Raw genomic sequence first — 21675 nt, 5'->3', positions numbered from 1 at the left:
AAACGACATCGAAGCCAATCTGCAAGGGGCAAACCTCATCGGAGCCAATCTGCAAGGGGCAAACCTCATCGGAGCCAATCTGCAAGGGGCATACCTCTACGAAGCCAAAAATCTAGAACAACAGCAGATTGAAGAGGCTAAAGGCGATCGCACAACCATCCTACCGAAAAATCTTCAACTACCCGAACATTGGAAACCTCAAGTTTCACCCTTAGATACTGAAACTTAAACCTCTGAGCATCATCGCCGAACCTCTGAGCATCATCGTTGAACCTCTGAGCATCATCGCCGAACCTTTGAGCATCATCGCCGAACCTCTGAGCATCACCGCCGAACCTTTGAACTCAAACGGTTTAGTTGGAGACGAAAACAGAGAAAATATTCCCTGAGTAAGAGATAAACGATAGGACACCTGTCCTAATCTAATTACTCTATGAAAATAAAATATAGAAATGTCTGTAACAAAGCAGCGGGAAATTTTAAATTTAATTCGGAAGCTTCGGCAGCAACTTAACCTCTCTCAAAAACAGTTTGCTGCTAAAGTAGGAGTTTCCGTTCAAAACAGTCAACCGTTGGGAGAATGGGTATACAGTCCCTTCACGTATAGCGCTAAAACTAATAGAAGAAATGTTACGGAAAATGGGTGAACCCGGCAAAAGTTTGCTAAGTCAATATTTCCCAGAAGCAGAGTAGGGTTATGAGTCGTAAGGCAAAGGTATCTAAACCCCAAAACCTCTTTGCTGGCGGTAGAGATAAGGGCACATTCATCCGAGAGCAACTGTTCCACTATGGTGTTGCTTTCCTATCCGTTGCCTTAGCACTGTGGGCAACTCTGGTACTCAATCCATATCTCGCTCCAACGCCTGCGGCACTATTTTTTGCTGCGGTGATGGTGAGTGCCTGGTACGGTGGCTTAGGGCCAGGGTTACTTGCAACCGTTTTGTCTACTTTGGCAATCAATTACTTCTTTTTTAAGCCACTTTATCCGCAGAAAATTACCAATCTGAATATTGTAATCCCGCTAGTTGTGTTCATGCTAACAGCAGGGTTAATCAGTTGGCTCAACGAATCACGCCGCACAGCCCAACGGCAAGCTGAGGCAAATCTGAAGTTACTACACGAAAGCCAGGTACGGTTTGGTCGCTTAACAGAGTCCAATGAGGAAGCACTGCGGCAACGAGAAACAGAACTTCGCCTAATTACAGATACGCTACCAGTTCTGATTTCCTTTGTAGATTCAGAACAACGCTACCGCTTCAACAATCGAGCTTATGAAGAGTGGTTTGGGCATCCGGCAGCAGAAGTTTATGGGAAGACACTTTGGGAAGTTTTGGGTGAATCCGCTTATAAAGTGCTTCGTCCTTATGTGGAACAAGTACTAGCAGGAGAGCAGGTCACTTTTGAAAGTCAAATTCCTTATAAAGATGGTGGTACACGCTACATTAATGCTATTTACGTTCCCCAATTTAATCAACAGGGAACTGTTGAAGGGTATGCAGCGTTGATTACTGACATCAGCGAACAGCAAGCTGCGCTCCGCGAACGCAAACGGGCAGAAGCAGCGTTGCGCGAAAGTGAAGCCCGTTTTCACCAAATGGCAGACACCGCCCCCGTACTGGTGTGGATGTCTGGCACTGACACACTCTGTAACTACTTTAATAAACCCTGGCTAGATTTTACCGGGCGAACTCTAGAGCAAGAAATGGGCAATGGATGGACTGAAGGTGTTCATCCCGATGATTTTCGGCGTTGCTTAGACACATACACCAATGCTTTTCATGCCCGACAAAAATTTACAATGGAATATCGCCTTAGACGTTTTGATGGCGAATACCGTTGGGTTTTTGATACTGGTGTACCTCGTTTGGCAGCAACAGGCGAGTTTCTCGGCTATATTGGCTCCTGTGTTGATATTCACGATCGCAACTTGGCAGAAAAAGCGCTACGTGACAGTGAGGAGCGATATAGAATTTTAACGGAAGTGTCGCCACAGGCTATTTGGATGGGCAATAGCGATGGTGGTATTACCTATTGCAATCAATACTGGTTAGATTTTACTGGATTGACAATGCAGCAGACCACTGGTTATGGCTGGATTTATGTCATTCACCCCGATGACCGCGATCGCGTCTTTAAAACTTCGATGGAGGCTGTTGCTAACGCGACCAACTATGAAATAGAAATTCGCTTTCGTCGAGTTTCTGATGGTAGCTATCGTTGGCATATTGTCCGGGGTTTGCCATTTCGAGATGTAACCGGACAAATTATCAAGTGGGTGGGCATTGCCAGCGATATTCACGATCGCAAGGTTGCCGAAGCTGCCCTGCAACAACTCAATGACATGCTGGAGCAACGGATTCAAGAGCGCACTGTCCAACTCGAAGCTGCCAACAAGGAACTTGAATCTTTCTCCTATTCAGTCTCTCACGACTTGCGGGCACCGCTGCGCCACATTGGCGGATTTATCGAATTGCTTCAGAAACGGCATACTTCAACAAGCTTAGATCAAACGAGTCAGCGCTATTTGAAAATAATTTCAGAAACGGCAAAACAGGCAGGAATACTGATCGATGAGTTGCTGACATTTTCTCGGATGGGGCGCACCGAAATGCGCTACATCAACCTGAATATGGAGGAATTGGTACAAGAAGTAAAACGCGATTTGATCGCAGAAACTCCAGGACGGATAATCCGTTGGCACATCGAGTCATTGTCAGAAGTGCAGGGCGACCCCTCCATGCTGCGGCTCGTGCTTCGCAACCTGATAGGCAATGCCGTAAAATATACCCAGACTCGAAACCCAGCAGAAATCACTGTTGGAAGTATTGACAATGAAAACGAAGTTGTCTTTTTTGTACAAGATAACGGCGTTGGCTTTAATATGCAATATGTTCACAAGCTATTCGGAGTATTTCAACGCCTGCATAGCGACCCACAATTTGAAGGAACAGGTGTTGGTTTGGCAAACGTGCAACGCATTATTCATCGGCATAATGGTCGAGTTTGGGCAGAAGCTGTAGTTGATAGTGGAGCCACCTTTTATTTCTCGCTGCCTAAGTTGTCAAAGAAGGAGAGTGAATGAAAGAACTCAAGCGAATTTTGCTGATTGAAGACAGTGCTAACGATGCAGAATTAATACTAGCGGCCTTGTCAGAAAACCATCTCGCCAACGAAGTAGTGGTGGTACGTGATGGAGAGGAAGCACTGGATTATCTTTATCGCCGGGGGTTGTTTCGGTTGCGAATGGAAGGGTATCCTGTTGTTGTGCTACTCGATTTGAAATTACCTAAAATCGATGGATTAGAAGTATTGGCACAACTCAAATCTGACCCAGTAATGCGAGTTATTCCAGTTGTGGTACTGACCTCTTCTCGTGAGGAGCCAGACCTAGTTCGATGCTACGAATTAGGGGTCAATGCTTATGTTGTGAAGCCAGTGGATTACCACGATTTTGTCGATTCTATTAAAGGTGTGGGATTGTTTTGGGCAGTGATTAATCAGCCTCCCGTTGGTGCTTTACCTCCAGCGCCTCATTCTCAACAGGAGAGAAACTGATGAATGTCCTGCGTTTCCTCCTTTTGGAAGACAGCCTGTTAGATGCAGAGCTTGCCCAAGCGGTATTAACTGAAGGAGGAATTAATTGCGAACTGATCCGAGTCGAAACCGGTGCTGATTTCGTAGCGGCTGTGGAAACAGAGGCTTTCGATTTAATTCTTGCTGATTATGCCCTGCCATCTTTTGATGGAATTTCTGCCTTGGAAATTGCCCGAAATCGCTGTTCAGAGGTTCCTTTTATCTTTGTTTCTGCCGTGCTGGGTGAAGAATTAGCGATCGAAGCTTTAAAAAACGGTGCAACTGATTATGTGTTGAAGCAACGACTAGGGCGGTTAGTTCCCTCGGTGCAACGGGCATTGCGGGAAGCTAAAGAGCGGCGTGAGCGCAAGCAAGTAGAGGAGTCTTTACAGAAGAGTGAAGCCAGGTATCGCCGAATTGTTGATACCTCTTATGAGGGAATTTGGATGATTGATTCTCAAACCCAAACAGAGTATGTGAATCAGCGGTTGTCTCAGATGTTGGGTTATGCGGCAGAAGAAATACTTGGTCGTTCCATATTTGATTTTATGGATCAGGCTGATGATATGGCAGTCGAAGAGAAATTGGAGTGGCTTAAGGGAGAGGGGAGGGATCTTAAAGAAGGTCGATTGCGCTGCAAGGATGGTTCATACATCTGGACACTGATTTCTGCGAGAGCGATTTTGAATGAACAGAGTGAGTTCTTAGGTGCGATCGCTATGCTAACTGATATTACCGATCGCAAACGCACTGAATCAGAACGCGATCGCCTTTTGCAACTTGAGCAAATAGCCAGGGCGGAAGCAGAGGCTGCTAACCGCATAAAAGATGAGTTTCTGGCGGTGCTTTCCCATGAGTTGCGATCACCCCTGAATCCGATTCTCGGTTGGGCAAAACTGTTGCAAATGCGAAAATTTGATGAGATATTGCTCCAGAAAGGACTGGAAACTATTGAGCGCAATGCCAAATTACAAGCTCAACTAATTGAAGACTTGCTGGATGTTTCTCGCATCCTCCAAGGCAAACTCAACCTCAATATGATCCCAGTCGATCTGGTATCCACCATTGAAGCCGCAATGGAAACGGTGCATTTAGCAGCAGAGGCTAAAACTATTCAAATAGAGACAATGCTTGATCCAACTGTGGGGAGAGTTTTGGGTGACTCAGCCCGCTTACAGCAAGTTTTCTGGAATCTTTTATCAAATGCCGTTAAGTTTACTGGGACTGGGGGAAAAGTAAATGTGCGATTGGAGTGCATCGACGCTCAAGCGCAGATTACTGTGAGTGATACAGGGAAGGGGATTCACCCTGAGTTTCTACCTCATGTGTTTGACTATTTCTGTCAGGGTGATAGTACAACAACTAGAAAGTTTGGTGGGTTAGGGTTAGGTTTAGCGATCGCTCGTCACTTAATTGAGATGCATGGTGGAACGGTTTGGGTTGAAAGTCTTGGCGAGGATCAGGGAGCAAGCTTCACAGTTAGATTCCCACTGCTCAAGGACAGTGCAACAGTTAAGGATGACACGAATACTGATTCCTCAACTGCCGTTTTTAACTCTTCTCCTCTCATGGGAATACAAGTCCTGATTGTAGATGACAATGCAGACACCCGCGACTTTTTCAGCTTTGTCCTGGAACAGTTTGGCGCGATCGTCACCGCAGTAGCATCGGGATATGAAGCATTACAAGTGCTAACACAATCAAAGCCAGATATCTTACTCAGCGATATTGGGATGCCAGAGATGAACGGCTATATGTTGATGGAACAGGTGCGGACTCAAGAAGCAGCAGTAAGGGGAAAACAGATTCCTGCGATCGCTCTGACTGCTTACGCAGGTGAAATCAATCAGCAGAAAGCACTAAAAGCCGGGTTTCAACAGCACATTGTTAAACCTGTAGCCCCAGAGGAATTGCTTGTAGCGATTTCCAATTTAGTCAGATGTGCTGAGAAAAGTGAATTAAGTAATCTGCAATTTTAATCCAATACAGTTCAGATAAGACCAATAAACTTGTAGAGACGGCGATTTATCGCGTCTCGAAAACCCACTATTTTGTAGAATTAGCCCTTAACCCAAGCGTATTGAATTTTAATCATTATAGTTTGGCAGTATAGTTCGACTGCAACAGGAAGTTATCTGTAATTACACCTGATAGCATCCTCAATTCTGAATTGGAGCATTCTTATTTAGCAGGCATTTCATCAATGATTTTCACGCAGTGCCTTTAAGAATCGGTTAAGCATATCCGTGTTTGTACTCTATCATAACTCTACAGTTGCTCTTAGAATCAACCTAAATTTATTTCCGTAAGGAGTCAAATATGAAGACTTATGACATGTCTTTAATAAAAACAAATGGACTCACGACTTTGCTGGCATTTATCTCAGTTATATTTATTTTATCATTAACTTTAATTTTTTCATTCTTTGAATATATTCAAGGGTTTTCAACTCAAGAAAAAATCGAATACATCACCCAAGCATTAACAACTCTGGCCATAATCATTGGAGGATTAGCATTAATAATTAATGCTTACTATACTTCCAGACTCTCTCTAGATGAAAATCAGAGTCTATTAACTCAACTCCTGGCTGGGACACTAGCTTGGGATAACAATATCGGCACTAGTATCAATTACACACAACCAACCCACCAAGAAATTGTTTCCGAACGCTTTTCTAAAGCAATTGAACAGTTGGGAAATGAAAAGATTGAAACGCGATTTGCTGCAATTTATGCTTTAGAAAGAATTGCCAAAGATTCTCCAAAAGATCATTGGACAATTATGGAAATCCTCGCTGCTTTTATCCGCGAGAATGCCCCGGTGAAACATGAATATGATGACGAATTACGGGAATCATCAAAACTACCTACAGATATTCAAACAGCCTTAACTGTTATTGGAAGACGCGATTCACATAAAGATCCGGTAAATCAAAAACTGGATTTACGCAATACAGACCTCGGTAATGCAGACTTAACAGAAGCTAACCTCTCTAGAGCAATTCTCGTAGGAGCTAATTTGCAATGGGTTAATTTTACACGAGCAAATCTCTCTGATGCAGACTTATCAGTAACTTATCTTTGTGGGTCAATCCTCTATGAAGCCAACCTGCAAAAAGCAATCCTCCCAGAAGCCAATCTCCAAGGCGTAGTTCTCAGAAAAGCAAACCTCTCTGAGGCAATTCTTTATGATGCCAACTTGGAAGGGGCAATCCTTTGTGATGCTAATCTGACAAGGGCAGTTCTTTGTGATGCCAACTTGGAAGGAGCAATCCTTTGTGATGCCAATTTGGAAGAAGTCAACTTTGAGGGTAGCAATCTCCAAGATGCCAACCTGATTGGCAGTAATTTGCAAAAGGCAAAACTTGCTGGAGCTAATCTAGAAAGTGCATTACTTAGTACAGCTAACCTACAAGAAACTGATTTCCAAGAAGCGAACCTCTGTGGAGCCAACTTAAGCGGCTCAGAAAACCTAGAATCACAGCAGATTGAACAGGCAATTGGCGATCGCACAACAATCCTACCAGAAAATCTGAAAATACCTCAACACTGGCGTTAGGGACTTCCAACTAAAAAAATATCCTATCGAACTTAGGGCAGGGAGCAGGGGGGAGGAATAGTCGTATTGAGTCCATTTTGGAAAAAGAATGCCACAAATAGACCATTTGTAGAGACGCGATTCATCGCGTCTTTACCCAAGGATGTTCTGATTTTACTACCGCTTGCATAAATCAAGAACTGCAAACCTATTGATTGAGTGAAGGGATTTAATCCTAAAAAAACTACTCACATCAAAGGGAAAAACGGTCATGAAAATGCAAATGTTGTTGAGTCTCGCCTGTTCTATATCTGTATTGGGTTCCATCATCCTACCAGCGAACGCTCAACCAGTAATGATTCAGCCAACTCAGCCGACTCAAGCAGTCAATCCAGAGATTAACATTCCTCAAGATACAGCGATTATTGTCTCATTTCCAGCATCCGTTACCGTAGATGTTGGCCAAAAAAAGGATTATCCTCTCACACTACCTTTAGCTAGCGCTATTAAAGATAATCAAGGTAATGTTGTAGCGCCAGAAAATACCCCTGTAACTATTACCATCAAACCCATTGATGGAGGCGCTAAAATTGTAGCGCAATCATTGGTTGTCAACGGTCGAATTGTCTCAATTAAAGCATCAAGTCAGATAATTCCCGGCACTACCATTACCCACATGCGAGCTAATGATAAAGCCGTCGAGAATGGCTCTGTTTGGGGCAGAATTGGTGGAAGCACCTTGGGTTTTTTTAGCCAAGGTGATCCCGAACAGTTTGACCGAGGAGCTATGCTAGGAAGCGCTGTTGGAATAATTTCAGGTTTGCGTTCCGCCGAAAATACCCGTATTGTACAAATTCCTCAGAGCAGTGTTTATGTTTTGTCTCTAGAGGCTCCTATTCAATTGTCTGTTCGTTAGTCCAATCCTTGCCCAACCAAGAGTAACTTTTAATTTATTACTCCTGAAAGCGGGTGCAATATTGTTAAATGAAAACTATGTCTGGTTTCAGTTTTCAGATACCGTTCTTGCAAAGGTTGCCATTGCTGCCATGACTGGTAACGATTTTCAGTTAACAAACTAACAAGGGTGGGCAATGTCTGAAGTTCTGACTTGAATACATCTGCAAGCCACTCAGTTAAAACCGCACTATCTTGCATCGTACCCAAAATTTCTTGGATACTTTTCACTTCTCCAATATAAGCTGCGTAAGACTCACCATATAAGTCACTAAATAACTCCATCTGGTAGCGTACACGTTTAGCTTCTTTTCGCAAACTATGAAGAACTTCGCCTTCTGTTGCCAATTTTTTTTCGATTTTTTCTGGTTCCCAGTTTTTCTGAATTTTCAGTTCTGAGTCCACAATTTCAGTGCCAACTAGCCAACCCGGATGCAATAAGAAGTTACTCACTTCTGGTAAAAGTAAGTCTGGTAGCACTTGCTGAATGGTAACAGATGCAAAAGGTTGATAACTGGGTTTCTCTAACCACTTATCTAAGGCATCTTTTAGAGATTTGTAAGATTCACTCTTTAAGGTTTTCTGTACACTTGATAGTACATCTTCACGTTGTTTAGCCAAAGCTGTGAAGGCTATTTGCAGAGATTCCTGCTCTTTACGGGGTAAGTTTGGTTTGTAATTGTTTTCCAAACTTTCTTTGAGCACATCTAAGTCTCGCAGACTACCAAGACGACGAGCTATTTTACCAATATTTCTATCGCTGACTGGTTTTGACACATCCACCGCTAGTCCAAACCGAGTTACCGCTGTCCGTAAGCGGCGCATTCCCACTCGCATTTGGTGCAGCGCTTCTGGATCTTCATCTTTCTTCACTGATTTTTCCCACTTCAAGGTTTTCTTAAAGTGTTTTTGAATCGCTTGGTAGGCGTAGTCCCCTAGAGTTTTTACCGTGGGTTGTGTGGCTAATTTCATAACTGCTCTTAATGACTACCTCATGAGGTTATTGCATAATAACATTAGTTAAATATTTGCATCTACTGATGATATTTTTTTATGCAATGATTATTGTAAACTTTTCTTATGACTATTGATAGTTGCATACTTATAAAAGAGTATGCAATATCTATCAAAGGTCTAGATAGCCAATCCACCTAGCGATTTATATAAGTGATGATTTTTAAATAATTCTTTTGAAGTTATTAAAATTTATATTACAATAGCATAATTAACATTTTTTAAATATAAAGACGATTTGAAATGCCAAAATTAGATTTACTAAATCAAGTTTCCTTGACTTTTGTAGATAATTTTAAAGAACATAGAGAAGACTTATCAGCAGTGCTGCTTACACATCAGAAGTATTTATGGTTGGGGTCAGATGAAACTTCAACTATTGAACGTCTATCTTTGGTTGATACTGATAAATTTACAGATCACCAACAATTTAGAGTAGCAGAATTTATCAATTTACCTGCACCAGAAGAGGAAGAAATTGATATAGAAGGACTAGCTTACACTGATCATTACTTATGGTTTGTTGGTTCTCACAGCTACAAACGCAAAAAACCCAAACCTGATAAAGATGATGCCAAAAACTTTAAAAGGCTAGCAAAAATTGAATCAGAACCCAACCGTTACCTCTTAGGACGGATTCCTCTGATAGATGGTAAGTTATTATCATCTTGCCCACATCCCCAAAAGCCAGATGTGCAATTGAATGCCGCTAAACTAGAGGTGACGAACGAAGGTAATTTGCTAATGACAGCTTTAGTAGATGACCCACATTTAGGCTCGTTCATTAAAGCAGCAATTCCCGGAAAGGATAATGGCTTTGATATTGAAGGAATAGGCATTTATCAAAACCGCGTTTTTTTGGGTTTACGCGGCCCTGTATTGCGGGGTTGGGCTGTGGTATTGGAAATAGAGTTAGAAGACTCTACTGCTGGACTGATGAAACTGAGCCAAATTGGAGAAGTGAAGGAGTTATATAAAAAGCATTTTATCTGGTTGAATGGTTTGGGAATTCGGGATTTGTATATAGATGGAAAAGATTTGTTGATTTTAGCTGGGCCAACGATGGATTTAGATGGCCCCGTGCAAGTTTATCGTTGGGTAAATGGTGTGAATTCGAGAGAAAATGTCTTCATAAATCCAGATTTTGTTCAAGATATTCCCTATGGAAATCGGGAAGACCATGCTGAGGGAATGACGCTGTTTCAAGATGTCGCTGGTATATCTTCACTGTTGGTAGTTTATGACTCTCCAGCAAAAACTAGGCTAGTGGGTGATACTAGTGTAATTGCGGATGTCTTCAAGCTGGGCTAGTATCAATTTTGGATTTTGGATTGTTAAAGGTTAGTGGAGATTGCTTGTACGGGACAACTGGGGATACACTGTTCGCAGACAATGCAGCGCGATCGCGTGAATGTCAATTTGTATGTCTCTGGATGGAGGGTGAGGGCTTCGGTAGGACAAACCCCAGTACACAAGCCACAGTGGACACACACATCCTCGTCGATCGCAATTTCGCCTAATGTATAAGAGACATTAACATGGCGCGATCGCATCCACTCGATCGCCGCATCTAATTGATCGATATCTCCCGCTAGTTCCACTACCAGTTTGCCAATTTGATTTGGGGCAACTTGGGCGCGGATAATATTGGCGGCGACGTTGAACTCTTTAGCCAGTACATAAGTGACTGGCATTTGCACGGCGCGTTTCGGGAAGGTGAGTGTTACTCGTTTTTTCACAGGTTTAACAGAGAGTTTTTTCTGTTGTAGCGTATTGAGAGTTTTATCGAGTAAGGCAGGAGGCAGGAGGCAGGAGGCAGGAGGTAAAAGTATTACTATTCCTAGCCTTGGGGTTTTCAAAATGTCCTAACCTATGTGGCTACGGCTTTAAAACCTCGTTTCCAGCTAAAGACAATCCTTGGCTACTTTGCCACTGAGTTGCAAATCCATAATTTTGATGCTTCCTTCTTGTTTATCGCAATTTGAAACCAAGGTTGTTGAGAGCTTCACGCAAGCGATCGCGTCCTCTCAATGACTCTACAGTTGCGATGCGTTGGGCTGAGTGTTCTGACCAATCGCCAGGGACATTCATCTTTTGTTCAGTATAGAATTCTTTGATAATGTCGTTGTAGTGAGCGATCGCTTCTTCTTGCTCGGCAAACTTATAGGTTTCACGGTGAAGTATCGCTGACTGCGGCAACCTTGGCTTAATCGCTGCTTCTACTTCCGGATTCGGATAGCCTACACACAGCCCAAATACAGCATACACCGAGGACGGCAAATTTAATATCTCTGCTACCTCTTGAGGGCGATTCCTGATTCCGCCAATGTATACTGTTCCCAAACCGAGTGATTCAGCTGCAACTGCGGCGTTTTGCGCTGCCAATGTTGCATCAATTGTTGCCATTACAAACATTTCCAAATATTCCAGCGCATCATGAGATATGCCGCGACTGTCAGCAACGTAACTTAGACGCGCCAAGTCTGCTAACCAAACCAAGAATAAAGGCACCTGCTTAATATGTGCTTGGTTTCCGGCTAGCTTGGATAACTCCTCTTTGCGGTGTTGATCTTCAACTGCTACCACACTCCAGGTTTGTAAATTAGAAGAAGTAGATGCAGATTGGGCGGCTGCAATTAGTAACTCCAGAGTTCCTGGTGGTAGAGGATCGGATAGATAAGACCGGATTGAACGGTGAGATAGCAGTGCTGTCAGAGAATCATTCCATTCAATTTCAGGATTGAAGGGAATTTCACCATAGCGCGATCGCAGTAGTTCTGTTGGATTAGTCATAATTAATTCCAAGATTTACATTTCAAAAATTGTCAGTTGTTTATAAAGAAGAATTCAGAATTCAGAATTCAGTAGGACTTACGCAAACAATAGCCGAAAGCTGATACCAATTGGAAAAAAGAATGCGACAAATAGACCATCTGTAGAGACGCGATTCATCGCGTCTTTACCCAAGGATGTGTTGCAATATTCTGAATTCTGACTTCTGTATTCCTCTTCATGATTCTGGTCTAAATCTTTGGTGAAAATGCAGCATATTGTTCTTTTGTTAGCACTCCATCTCTGACATTCACTTGTTTAGGAACCAGCTTTAACTGATAATATGTGTCAGCAACCGTTTGTTGTAAATTTATCAGATTATCATCAATTGGTACAATACCAAAAGTTCGACTATTAGTAGCTTTTCTCATGGTTATTATGTCAATTCCTAGCACAGATGAGAGAGTTTGTGCTACTTCTTCTCGATGCTGTTTAGACCATTCTTCTAAGTTTTGAATTTCCTCTAAAACTGCCTTCACGGTTTGGGGATTTTCGGTGACAAATTTGCGGGTTGTCAAATAATATCCTCCCTGTTTATTAATTCCTGTTCCATCAATCAGGACTCTGGCTTTAGTTGCCTCTTGAGCGGCTGCATAGAAAGGATCCCAAATTACCCAAGCATCTACACTACCCTTAACAAATGCAGCGCGGGCATCAGCGGGAGGCAAATATTTAGGATCAATATCTGTATATTTCAATCCCGCTTTTTCTAAAGCTTGGACTAATAATAAGTGGGCGCTAGAACCTTTTTGAAAGGCAATTTTTTTACCTTTCAGGTCAGTAAGTTTTTGAATTGAGGAATTCTGGGGAACAAGAATTGCTGAACCAGCAGGACTAGCAGCAATACCAGCCACGTAAGTTAATGACGCTCCTGCTGCTTGGGCAAATATCGGTGGTGATTCTCCTACATGTCCGAAGTCAATACTACCGACATTCATCGCTTCTAGCAATTGTGGCCCCGCAGGAAATTCGATCCATTCTACAGATATACTATCTGGTGACAAACGTTTTTCTAAGACACCTTTGGTTTTCAGCAAAATATTCGATTTTTGATAGCCAAATCTGACTACTGTGGCTTTGCTGGAAGCAGAATTACTAACAGGCGTAGCACTAGGATTAGAAGAATTAACAGTAGATGTCGATGAACAAGCAGCAAATAGCAAGCTTAAACACAGCCCTGTAACAAAAGCCCCCGCTATTGGTAAAGGAGAAGAAGAGAAGAATAACTTCTGTTGGTTGTTAAATGGGATATTCCTGAATTTGATCCACGATATCCACTTGGCAATAAAACGGCGAAAGATTAGGTTAATCATCAAAATGATTTCTTTGAGCTATACGAATACTATAAACTTATAGGTTTACCGGAGTATATAGATAAGTTTAGGGAAATTTGACACAAAAAATAGAGGCAGGAGGCCCGATAGTAAATTACTCCTTCCCTACTTATTTATCCCAGTGCCAAAAAACACAGCGTTAATTTAGCAAATCAGGTTCTTCGCGCACAATCCTGTCATAAAGGGGCTGGAAACTGAACCACCCACTTGTATGTGATCCCACTTGAGTTTGTGTTAAACGGGCTGTTTCGTGTTTGATAATAGTTGGTCTACCGGCAGCTTCTGCTAGCAGTTGGGCTTGGCACGATCGCTCTAAGCTAATGTACCAAAAGGCAGCTTCATCGACTGTATGTCCCACAGTTAAAATGCTGTGGTTACGTAGGATTATGGCTTTCTTTGGCCCCAAAGATTGCGCCAGTCGTTGACCTTCAGAGGTTTCTAAAACTACACCTGTGAAATCGTCAAACAGGGCATGGTCTTCGTAAAAAGCACAAGAATCTTGAGTCAAGGGGTCAAGGAGACGCCCCAAACTAGACCAGGCTTTACCATAAAGTGAATGGGCGTGAGCCGCCGCGATCACATCAGGTCGAGCTTCATGAATCTGAGAATGGATGGCAAAAGCAGCTCGATTTACTTCAGCATCGCCTTTAACCACCTCACCTTCTCTGTTAACTAAGAGCAGGTCAGAAACTCGGATATGACCGAAGTATGTACCTAATGGATTGACCCAAAAATGGTCTGTAAACTCCGGATCGCGAGCCGTAATATGACCTGCGATTCCTTCGCTGAAGCCAAACTTACCAAACAGGCGAAAGGCAGCGGCTAGGCGTTGTTTGCGGTGCAGACGTTCGTCTTCAACTCGCTCGAATACTGGGGGTTGTGGTCTATCGTACTTGGGCATGTTCTTTTTCCTCCTCCTCTTTGCAGGGAGCGTTGGAATATCCAGAGCGAAAGGATTTGACGCTGTGAGATTCTGGGATGAACTGGTGACGCAAGACGCAACCAGTATCATTACCCAAGATATGAATAGATACAGATGCGTTCTGGGATGTGGTTTTGACGGCGTGGATATCACCATCTGGGGGTAAGAGGCGGTAGATATCCCCTGGTTGGAGCGATGGCACTTCAGTTACTTGTAATTGTGCGTGTCCTTCGGTATCGCCGTTATCTACACGGCGATAGACTGTTTCTTCTTGATTGCCTTTGTATAAACCAATCAATCCCCAGGCTAAATGGTCGTGGATGGGAGTCGTGGAACCTGGAGGAATCACCAAGCTGAAAACTGACAGGGAACGGTCTTTGGCGCGATAAAGTAGCCACTGACCAATACCGCCACCCATCCGGCTTTCAGGATTGACTTGGGCAAACTTTTGGGGTAGCCATTCCTGTTGGGCAAGGAGTTCTTGAAAATAGGGTTCTAATTTAGCTAGAGTTTGTGGGCGATCGTCAACAGTACTAGCGCTAATTTCCCGCACTGTTGCTACAAAGGATCGTAGTTCCTGACTTTCAATAAACCATTGGTCTTCTGGCAATGGTTCTAAAATAGTGTGGTTCGTCATCTATATTCCTCTGTTGAGGAGGCGACTAAAATTAATAACTAAGTCGTAATTCGTAATTCGTAATTAAGAATTCAATTACGATTTATTTTAATACCAGGATGAATCTTGAAGCCAAGTTGCTCAAGTTTTAGATGAGAAAGGGACTCCTTCAGAATGATAGTAAAAGGATATCGCTGGAATACAGTAGCTTTACCTTGTGACAATAGCAGCCTAGCATGGCTGATGCGTACTGGATATAACGGTTGTTGGTTGGCGTCAAGAATGAATACTTTAGTCATGCTATTTTGAATTTTTAATTTTCCAGCACTCTTGTCTTTAACTGCTTATTTAGGAATTTTCAAGGAATGATATTATTTCCGTATAATTTAGTTTATGATATTAATTTTCCTAAATACGGTAAATCGGTAGGATAACCGATCATTAACTACAAGCAGAAACTATCACATACAAATTTAAAAAGCAATAGGCTAGCTGTTAGGGAAGATGAAAGCAATTCGCAATGGGCTAACGCCCCGCTCCGCTAACGCAATGACGCTCTCTACGAGACGCTAAAAGCGTAGCTTGCTTCCCCGTAGGGGTACGCGGACTCGCTAACGCAATTGAATCAAGACAGACACTCCGGGGTGGGGTTTCTACCTACCTTGGGATACAAGGACTGTTTCACGCTACTTGCGGGCGAAAGCGCGTAGCGGGACGAAGTACGGTTTTAAACCTTCACTTTTTTCATAAAGCTACGCTTTAGCTATTTGGGGTTCTTGTGGTTTTAAAAGGGGGTAATTGCTTGTAAATGCAGGGTTTTTCCTAACTGCGGATGCTCAAAGCGAAGTTCTCTGGCGTGCAAATGTAACCGACTAGTAACTGCACAGCATCCATAAAGGCGATCGCCTAAAATAGTTACCCCAAGTCCTCGTGCATCAGCTGCATGAACTCTCAACTGATGAGTGCGTCCTGTTAGCGGCGTAAATTCTATGCGGGTGTAGTCTCCTTCTCTCGCCATTACCTGGAAGTGTGTCAAGCTGGGTTTGCCATGTTGCCAATCAACTTTTTGCTCAGGGCGATTTTCCGGATCTCCCCACAGTGGTAAATCAATCACACCTTGCTCAACTTTCACAACACCGGAAAGTATGGCTTCATAAACCTTGTGAATCTGCCGTTGCTGAAACTGCTGGCTGAGTTGCCGATGAGTTTGGCGATCGCGTGCTAACAACAAAATCCCGGAAGTTTCCTGATCTAAGCGATGCACAGATACCAGTGCCATACCATCAGCTAACAAATTACGTAAGCGACTCAACACACTATCTTGGCGATCGCGATAACGACCAGGTACCGAAAGTAATCCAGCAGGTTTGTCTACAGCAATCAGCCATTCGTCTTCATAAAGAATGGGTAAAGAGAGGCTTCTTACTCCCCCTTCCCTTGCAGGGAAGGGGGCTGGGGGGTTAGGTTTCAGCCCTGAGAGCAAAAACCCCATTAATGGCTGACATCGCTCGGCACACGCTCCGTAAAACTCTCCCTGGATTTTATCTTGATTTACTGAAGATGCACCCCACCAAAATTCTGCCATTGCCAATGGTTTAAGATTATTTGTTGCGGCGTAATGCAGTAACTTTGGGGCACAACAATCTCCTGTACCAGTGGGCAAACCTCCTGGCATCAATTCTTGTAATGATTGCGATCGCCCAGAAAAATTTGTCAGGCTGTAGGTAGCGTGCATCTGAGCTTGGAGTTGACGGGATAGGGCTTTACGCTGTTGTTTCAGTTCGCTAATTCGCGCATCCGTTGCTGCAATTAACTGTTGTAGCGGCTGTAATACTTCATTTTGCTGGCGTTTAAGTTGTCGTCGCTCAATTCCCTGCTGACGACTCTCTTCGTCGAGTTGTTCACGAGCAATAGTCAGGGCTTCTGAAGTGAGTGTATTGCAGATTTGCTGACGTTTTTCCTGTCGTTGATGTTTGCAATGGCGATGGCGATCGCTCATTGCTTGCAACTGCTGCTCAAACTCATTAAACAGGGTTTCATACTGCTGGCGTTCGGTCAGTTGCTTCAAGGTAAGAATTTCCTGCTTAATTGCGTCCAACTGTGCCAAAGTGTGGGCTTCCTCTAAAGCAACCTCGTCTCTTCCTGGAATTGGTGGCACCCAGCCCTCAACAATACTGCAACCATTCAAAAGACCGGAAAAGGCTTTGAGTACACGTTGTTCGCCATTAGGCAGTTCAACCAATAGGATTCCATACATTTTGCCTTCACGAGAATAACATTCATTGAAAGCGACGGGAAACTCCATTCCCAGGTGTCTGTAGAGGGATAGTCGCCCCGTCGCTTGGGGCACTGGGCATGGGGCATTGGTAACATCTTCCCTATTCCCTATGCCCGATTCCCCATGCCCAAAAACTCCACCCACAAGGGGATGGAGTTTTTCATTGTTGGCAAGGTGTTTCATTAGTCCCTTGGCGATCGCTTCGGACATTGAGGTACGGGGTAGTTTTAGGTAATTGCCACTTTGAGGACAACGCCCTTCGTACCAATAACTACAAGATGAGTCGCTGACAGTAAAATCGCAGTCAATGAAATCTGAAAGTACGTGCAGAATTACCATACCCTAAACAGCCTTATTCCCATGATTGAAATTCATCAATAGCGTTACGAATTAAGGAAGTTATTTGAGCGCGACGGGTTTCAAAGTTGGCGGCGATATAAATCAAGAGGATACCAACTAGCAAGCCAACAATCCATTTTAAAAAAGAGTACTGCAAACTGAAAATTACCGATTGATAGATAGTAGTAATTAAAAAAGTGGCTGTACCAATGTAAAGAAAAGCTCGGACTCGTAAAGCTAATCCGCTAAAAATGGCGATGAGGCTGAAAATTCCGGGTATCCAAGCTGTGTCTTGATTAAATAAAATTGCCCACCCACAAATTAAACCACTACCTAGCACTCTCAGAATATAACGAGCAACTTTATACTCTGGTAGCCTTAGTTGGGTATCTACTTGAGCAATATAAAGCAGTGATAACCCAATTGGTGTTACATACCACAAAGCATCAGTTAGGCGTAAGGAATCAAACCAACGGAAAAGTGCCCAATCAATCAACGCTACACTGATATATGTAAAACGGATGTTTTCACCCACTTTTGCCAGGAAGATGTAAAATCCAGCTACAAGTACCAAAGTAATCGGGTAAGTTTGCAGTCTGGTTTCCCATAAAATTATCAGTGGTGTGATGTAAGCAGCAAGCTGCCAAGGTCTTTTTGACCAACCCCAACTTTCCCAAGGCAGAATGTATAGAAAATAGGCTACCACACAGGCGATCGCACCATTCCAAGGAACTAATGGCCCAGCCCAAAATTTTCCTACTGCTGTCTCGCGCCAATAAACCCTCATACCGGCTACCTCTAATAAGCCAAGGTAAACCCACATCTCGGCGATTGTGATTCCTCCGAAGATACGGGGGGAAGTCTGCGAATTTCGTCCCTGAAAGATGGCATAACGAATCAAAAATACCCCCGTTCCCAATCCCACCAAACGGTTAACTCCAATAGGAAGAGGAATGGCAGCCATTAATAAACAGCTACTCCAAGCCCAGTGAATATGGGCAATTCCTTTCAATTCTTGAGGAGTTAAGCGTAAGTAGCTAACAAGCCAAGGCGACAAAATGCGGTAAGCATACATGATACTGGCCCCAAGGGCAGACATGGCAATCAATCCATCACCTAATGCTCCTCCTGAAGCTTGCAACATTTGATAGAACAAAAGTTCATAAGCAGAAATTGATACGCCAATAATTCCTAAGTACAGCAGGGGTTTAAAGTTCTCGCGTCGTCGCCCCACGCCAATAATAATTAAAGCTACACCCAAGGAATATAAACCAGTCCACTCGGTGAAGGTGTTCAAACGTAGCAATACACTGAATGCGCCATAAATTAATGGCAAAACGTGAAAACTGCTAGGAAGCCTTTCTAATTGATGTCGTCGCCGCCACCACTCTCCGAAAAGTTGAGCAATTAAGCCTAATGCGATATTTGCGATCGCTATCCTAACAATTGATCGTTCCCCAAATCCCAACACCTGAGCAGTCAACAATTCCAAACACCAACCGATGCCATAAAATGCCCAATTGGTCGGTTCGCGCCAACTGCGATAAACAATGGCTGCCAAAGCGATCGCAGTCGCAATTAAGTACAAAAATCCTGAAGTAGTAAACCCTCGGTAAATCAGCACTGAATATAGTGTCAAACCCAACAACTCAAAACCACACAAGGCGATCGCCCATTTATCACTTGCGGCTGCATAAATAACTCCTAATTCGTTACCGCGTCGGCTCAAAATTGTCCGCGCTAACCATAGACTTAGGGTTGCGATCGCTCCTACAACAAACCAACCAGCTAGGGCGAGGCGAGGTAAACCAGGCACACCCGTCCATAGCAGCGCCCCAATGAAACTCAGAGCAAATCCTTCTGTAATTACCGCAGATGTCTGGTTTCGCAAATAGTGCGTATTTGCAAACATCAATCCTGCACCCACAGCCAAACCGATTAATCGAGTTCCTGGTAGCTGTAAAGTAAGTAACTGGGCAACTGCCACAGCCAAGACACTCAAGTAACGGCTAGGAATTTGACGCTCGATAATTGTCCGATTGGCAACACCTGTGAGAGCTAAAGGCGTAACTAGCCATAAGACTCCCCAATGAGCTTGGCTATCAGGTATGCCATACCAAGATGATTCTGCATTTATCCACAATAAGAAAAAACTAGCGGCGGCTAACCCTAAACCGATATCCCATGCACTACGTCGCCATTGTCCATCGCTCAGGCTAAATCCCCATTCTGCAACCATCAGAGCTAATAAAATACTTGCCCAGGCTTGATTAGTTAGGGTTGGTAACAGCCAATTAATGGTAGAGCAAAATGTCAGCACCCCCATGATGTGAGTTAGATACACCAGGGGAAGAGAGGGGGAAGAATTAATGGAGTGGCGTTTGGTGACGAATGCGAGAGTAGCGGTAGAAAATAGCAGATTTAGCGATCGCAATGTGGGGTTTACTAAAGCGATCGTTGTTAAAAAAGTTCCAAATAAGAGGGTGAGGAGTTCGCCAAATTTAGCTAATTCTCGATTTTGCCTGCGATACAAGCGATCTGTGAGCGCCACCATCAAAACTACGTAGGGAAATAAAGCGATACCCAGTAACGCCCAAGGTTCATTTTGAGAATTGGTGAGTTGAGTACCAGTTGCGATCGCTAATTTCTGGAAGTTATCAGGTACTAATCGCCAACCTAGCCAAATCGTCTGTAAGCCAATGACGAAAACTGCTGCGAAGTCTACCTTTAAACTGTAGCGCCACAAGCGACTTCCCAGAAACCATAAACTCAAACCACTCACAGCGATCGCTTGCCAAGGATAATTAACTACTGAAACCAGCCAACCCAGAAAGATTAAAATGCCACCGAGTTTTTCCCAGAGTAAGAGGGATGAGGGGGATGGGGGAGATGAGGGAGATGAGGAAGATGAGGAGGATATTAATGTTATTGCCCTCTCCCATCCCCGCTGTACCAACCAAGTCACTAACCAACCACAAATACCAATAGCTAACCCCAAATGGGTAACATTTACCCCAGCAACAAAAATTGCCCGTACTAGCAGAACTATCAAAGCATAAATAATTACAGCAGCAGACAAAGTAATATTTAAGCTCCTGCCATCGCTTCCATTTTGCCTGCTGACAGTATTCGGTTGTTGGTAAATATTGTGATAAACGGTAATAATAGTTGTGCCGATCATTGCCACATAAACGGCAATCAAGGGAAATCCTCTTAATTGCCAACCCCAATGCAGATAACTCAGCCCCAAAATATTTACTAAAGGTAATTTGCCAGTATGTAAATTGGCAAAAATAGTCCGATTTTTGGAGAGTAAAACAGTTATAGCCGTGAGAGTAGGCGAGGCGATCGCAACTACAATCCAATCTAAAGGATTTTGCCACAACCGAAAGCTATCCATTGCCCAAAAATTTACTGGCACTAACAAAAGCGTGACAATCAGCAAAGTTTGCGCCGTCAATCTGAGGTTATTTTGCCTAGCCGCCCAAAAGCTTAACCCCCAAAAAGTCAAAGTATAAGCAAATAAAACTCCATACTGTCCAGAAGCGGGAAACCTCTCCCACTGACTTGCAGCCAGTACCCCAGAAGATACCACTACCAGAAATACCCCTAGAAAAAGCAGCCAACGGACACTCAGTTCTGCACCCAAGGACTGCAACATTGTGCTGATAAAGTTGGGTTGAGCTGCTTTTGGTTGCGGTTGTCTACGGCTACTAGATTGTAAAGCTGCTGTAGGCAACTGCTGTACGGGGTCGTAAGTTGCAAATACTACCTTATTTTTAGCTTTAGCCTGGGTTTGCAGCACCACCGGACACACCAGAAACTCTCGGCATAGCTGCCTAACTTGGGTATCGGATATCAAACCTAAGCGCAGCCATATATCTAATCCTTCTAATAACTGAGGATGGGAGGATGGCAGTGTGATTTCAAATTTTAGCGGGCGCTCAAGGGGCGATGACATAAGCGGCGGCAGTATAACTATATACTTAATTGTGATTTTAATTAAAGTATATTTTGGCTCTAATTGTGCCACTTATTCAGCTAATTGATATTAATTTTTAACCTACGAGGGATATTCAAATACCAACTGTCTGCTTTTAGGTTCCACTTTGTAGTTTCTCAACCGGTAGATCCCGGATTTCTCACCACACCTCTTAAAGCCTGCGCTTGTGCAGGGGAGAAGTAATGAGTAATAAGTAATGAGTAAGAAGTAAGAAGTTTTTACTCATTACTTATTACTCATTACTCATTACTTCTCTTCTGCTCCATCAAA

At 43.4% G+C, this 21675-nt stretch carries 18 protein-coding genes; 8 read left to right on the top strand and 10 right to left on the bottom strand.

Annotation, left to right across the window (positions count from 1 at the left end; all coding sequences use genetic code 11):
- Window positions 1-229 (top strand): pentapeptide repeat-containing protein (locus A4S05_RS04025; protein ID WP_141699644.1); only part of this gene is annotated, 229 nt, incomplete at its 5' end.
- Here A4S05_RS04025 and A4S05_RS40010 read toward each other — a convergent pair.
- Window positions 212-412, bottom strand: coding sequence for a hypothetical protein (locus A4S05_RS40010; protein ID WP_141699643.1), 201 nt, complete (start codon window positions 410-412; stop codon window positions 212-214). The two genes, A4S05_RS04025 and A4S05_RS40010, sit on opposite strands and share 18 nt — an antisense overlap.
- Window positions 413-452: 40 nt before the next feature.
- On the opposite strand from A4S05_RS40010, the gene A4S05_RS04020 reads away from it, so the two are divergent.
- The 6 genes from A4S05_RS04020 to A4S05_RS03995 all read left to right on the top strand — a co-directional run bounded on the left by A4S05_RS04020 (window position 453) and on the right by A4S05_RS03995 (window position 8029).
- Window positions 453-647 carry a helix-turn-helix domain-containing protein gene (locus tag A4S05_RS04020; RefSeq protein WP_370684389.1) on the top strand — a complete coding sequence of 65 codons (195 nt, stop codon included), beginning with the start codon at window positions 453-455 and terminating at the stop codon, window positions 645-647.
- 50 nt (window positions 648-697) lie between these two features.
- Window positions 698-3082 (top strand): PAS domain S-box protein, encoded by a 2385-nt coding sequence (locus A4S05_RS04015; protein ID WP_069068536.1) that lies wholly within the window; start codon window positions 698-700, stop codon window positions 3080-3082.
- Window positions 3079-3555, top strand: coding sequence for a response regulator (locus A4S05_RS04010; protein ID WP_069068535.1), 477 nt, complete (start codon window positions 3079-3081; stop codon window positions 3553-3555). Before A4S05_RS04015 ends, A4S05_RS04010 begins: the two co-directional genes overlap by 4 nt.
- The gene (locus A4S05_RS04005; RefSeq protein WP_069068534.1) at window positions 3555-5552 is read left to right on the top strand and encodes a hybrid sensor histidine kinase/response regulator; all 1998 of its coding nucleotides are present in this window, start codon (window positions 3555-3557) and stop codon (window positions 5550-5552) included. The genes A4S05_RS04010 and A4S05_RS04005 overlap by 1 nt, the downstream gene beginning before the upstream one ends.
- Before the next feature lie 340 nt (window positions 5553-5892).
- A complete protein-coding gene (locus A4S05_RS04000; protein ID WP_256090818.1) occupies window positions 5893-7134 on the top strand; it encodes a pentapeptide repeat-containing protein in 1242 nt (413 codons plus the stop codon).
- Window positions 7135-7384: 250 nt separating this feature from the next.
- Window positions 7385-8029, top strand: a complete 645-nt coding sequence (locus A4S05_RS03995; RefSeq protein WP_069068532.1) for a hypothetical protein — start codon at window positions 7385-7387, stop codon at window positions 8027-8029.
- A gap of 29 nt (window positions 8030-8058) precedes the next feature.
- Here the strand turns inward: A4S05_RS03995 and A4S05_RS03990 are convergent, their stop codons facing one another.
- Entirely contained in the window at window positions 8059-9039 is a 981-nt protein-coding gene (locus A4S05_RS03990; protein ID WP_069068531.1) for a CHAD domain-containing protein, read from the bottom strand.
- A gap of 285 nt (window positions 9040-9324) precedes the next feature.
- On the opposite strand from A4S05_RS03990, the gene A4S05_RS03985 reads away from it, so the two are divergent.
- Entirely contained in the window at window positions 9325-10392 is a 1068-nt protein-coding gene (locus A4S05_RS03985; protein ID WP_069068530.1) for a DUF3616 domain-containing protein, read from the top strand.
- 23 nt (window positions 10393-10415) lie between these two features.
- On the opposite strand, the gene A4S05_RS03980 is transcribed toward A4S05_RS03985, so the two are convergent.
- From A4S05_RS03980 to A4S05_RS03945, 8 genes are all read right to left on the bottom strand, one after another.
- The gene (locus A4S05_RS03980) at window positions 10416-10820 is read right to left on the bottom strand and encodes an NIL domain-containing protein (protein ID WP_069068529.1); all 405 of its coding nucleotides are present in this window, start codon (window positions 10818-10820) and stop codon (window positions 10416-10418) included.
- Window positions 10821-11052: 232 nt separating this feature from the next.
- Window positions 11053-11874 (bottom strand): NADPH-dependent oxidoreductase, encoded by an 822-nt coding sequence (locus tag A4S05_RS03975; RefSeq protein ID WP_069068528.1) that lies wholly within the window; start codon window positions 11872-11874, stop codon window positions 11053-11055.
- 230 nt (window positions 11875-12104) lie between these two features.
- Entirely contained in the window at window positions 12105-13226 is a 1122-nt protein-coding gene (locus A4S05_RS03970; protein ID WP_069068527.1) for a sulfonate ABC transporter substrate-binding protein, read from the bottom strand.
- A gap of 160 nt (window positions 13227-13386) precedes the next feature.
- Window positions 13387-14148 (bottom strand): class II aldolase/adducin family protein, encoded by a 762-nt coding sequence (locus A4S05_RS03965; RefSeq protein ID WP_069068526.1) that lies wholly within the window; start codon window positions 14146-14148, stop codon window positions 13387-13389.
- A complete protein-coding gene (locus tag A4S05_RS03960; protein WP_069068525.1) occupies window positions 14132-14806 on the bottom strand; it encodes a cysteine dioxygenase family protein in 675 nt (224 codons plus the stop codon). Before A4S05_RS03960 ends, A4S05_RS03965 begins: the two co-directional genes overlap by 17 nt.
- Window positions 14807-14877: 71 nt before the next feature.
- On the bottom strand, window positions 14878-15084 hold the full coding sequence (locus A4S05_RS03955) for an RRXRR domain-containing protein (RefSeq protein ID WP_069068524.1): 207 nt from the start codon (window positions 15082-15084) through the stop codon (window positions 14878-14880).
- 485 nt (window positions 15085-15569) lie between these two features.
- Window positions 15570-17402 (bottom strand): RluA family pseudouridine synthase, encoded by a 1833-nt coding sequence (locus A4S05_RS03950; protein ID WP_256090817.1) that lies wholly within the window; start codon window positions 17400-17402, stop codon window positions 15570-15572.
- 13 nt (window positions 17403-17415) lie between these two features.
- Entirely contained in the window at window positions 17416-21363 is a 3948-nt protein-coding gene (locus A4S05_RS03945; protein ID WP_069068537.1) for a DUF2157 domain-containing protein, read from the bottom strand.
- Window positions 21364-21675 lie beyond the last annotated feature (312 nt).

Origin of the sequence: Nostoc sp. KVJ20, from assembly GCF_001712795.1 — a bacterium.
GTDB lineage: Bacteria > Cyanobacteriota > Cyanobacteriia > Cyanobacteriales > Nostocaceae > Nostoc.
Note: the sequence above shows the minus strand (reverse complement) of the source record. Positions and strands in the feature narration are given on the sequence as shown.

Coding starts and splice junctions, on each gene's coding strand:
- A4S05_RS04020 (WP_370684389.1), top strand. CDS start 453: ATGTCTGTAACAAAGCAGCGGGAAATTTTAAATTTAATTCGGAAGCTT.
- A4S05_RS04015 (WP_069068536.1), top strand. CDS start 698: ATGAGTCGTAAGGCAAAGGTATCTAAACCCCAAAACCTCTTTGCTGGC.
- A4S05_RS04010 (WP_069068535.1), top strand. CDS start 3,079: ATGAAAGAACTCAAGCGAATTTTGCTGATTGAAGACAGTGCTAACGAT.
- A4S05_RS04005 (WP_069068534.1), top strand. CDS start 3,555: ATGAATGTCCTGCGTTTCCTCCTTTTGGAAGACAGCCTGTTAGATGCA.
- A4S05_RS04000 (WP_256090818.1), top strand. CDS start 5,893: ATGAAGACTTATGACATGTCTTTAATAAAAACAAATGGACTCACGACT.
- A4S05_RS03995 (WP_069068532.1), top strand. CDS start 7,385: ATGAAAATGCAAATGTTGTTGAGTCTCGCCTGTTCTATATCTGTATTG.
- A4S05_RS03990 (WP_069068531.1), bottom strand. CDS start 9,039: ATGAAATTAGCCACACAACCCACGGTAAAAACTCTAGGGGACTACGCC.
- A4S05_RS03985 (WP_069068530.1), top strand. CDS start 9,325: ATGCCAAAATTAGATTTACTAAATCAAGTTTCCTTGACTTTTGTAGAT.
- A4S05_RS03975 (WP_069068528.1), bottom strand. CDS start 11,874: ATGACTAATCCAACAGAACTACTGCGATCGCGCTATGGTGAAATTCCC.
- A4S05_RS03970 (WP_069068527.1), bottom strand. CDS start 13,226: ATGATTAACCTAATCTTTCGCCGTTTTATTGCCAAGTGGATATCGTGG.
- A4S05_RS03965 (WP_069068526.1), bottom strand. CDS start 14,148: ATGCCCAAGTACGATAGACCACAACCCCCAGTATTCGAGCGAGTTGAA.
- A4S05_RS03960 (WP_069068525.1), bottom strand. CDS start 14,806: ATGACGAACCACACTATTTTAGAACCATTGCCAGAAGACCAATGGTTT.
- A4S05_RS03955 (WP_069068524.1), bottom strand. CDS start 15,084: ATGACTAAAGTATTCATTCTTGACGCCAACCAACAACCGTTATATCCA.
- A4S05_RS03950 (WP_256090817.1), bottom strand. CDS start 17,402: ATGGTAATTCTGCACGTACTTTCAGATTTCATTGACTGCGATTTTACT.
- A4S05_RS03945 (WP_069068537.1), bottom strand. CDS start 21,363: ATGTCATCGCCCCTTGAGCGCCCGCTAAAATTTGAAATCACACTGCCA.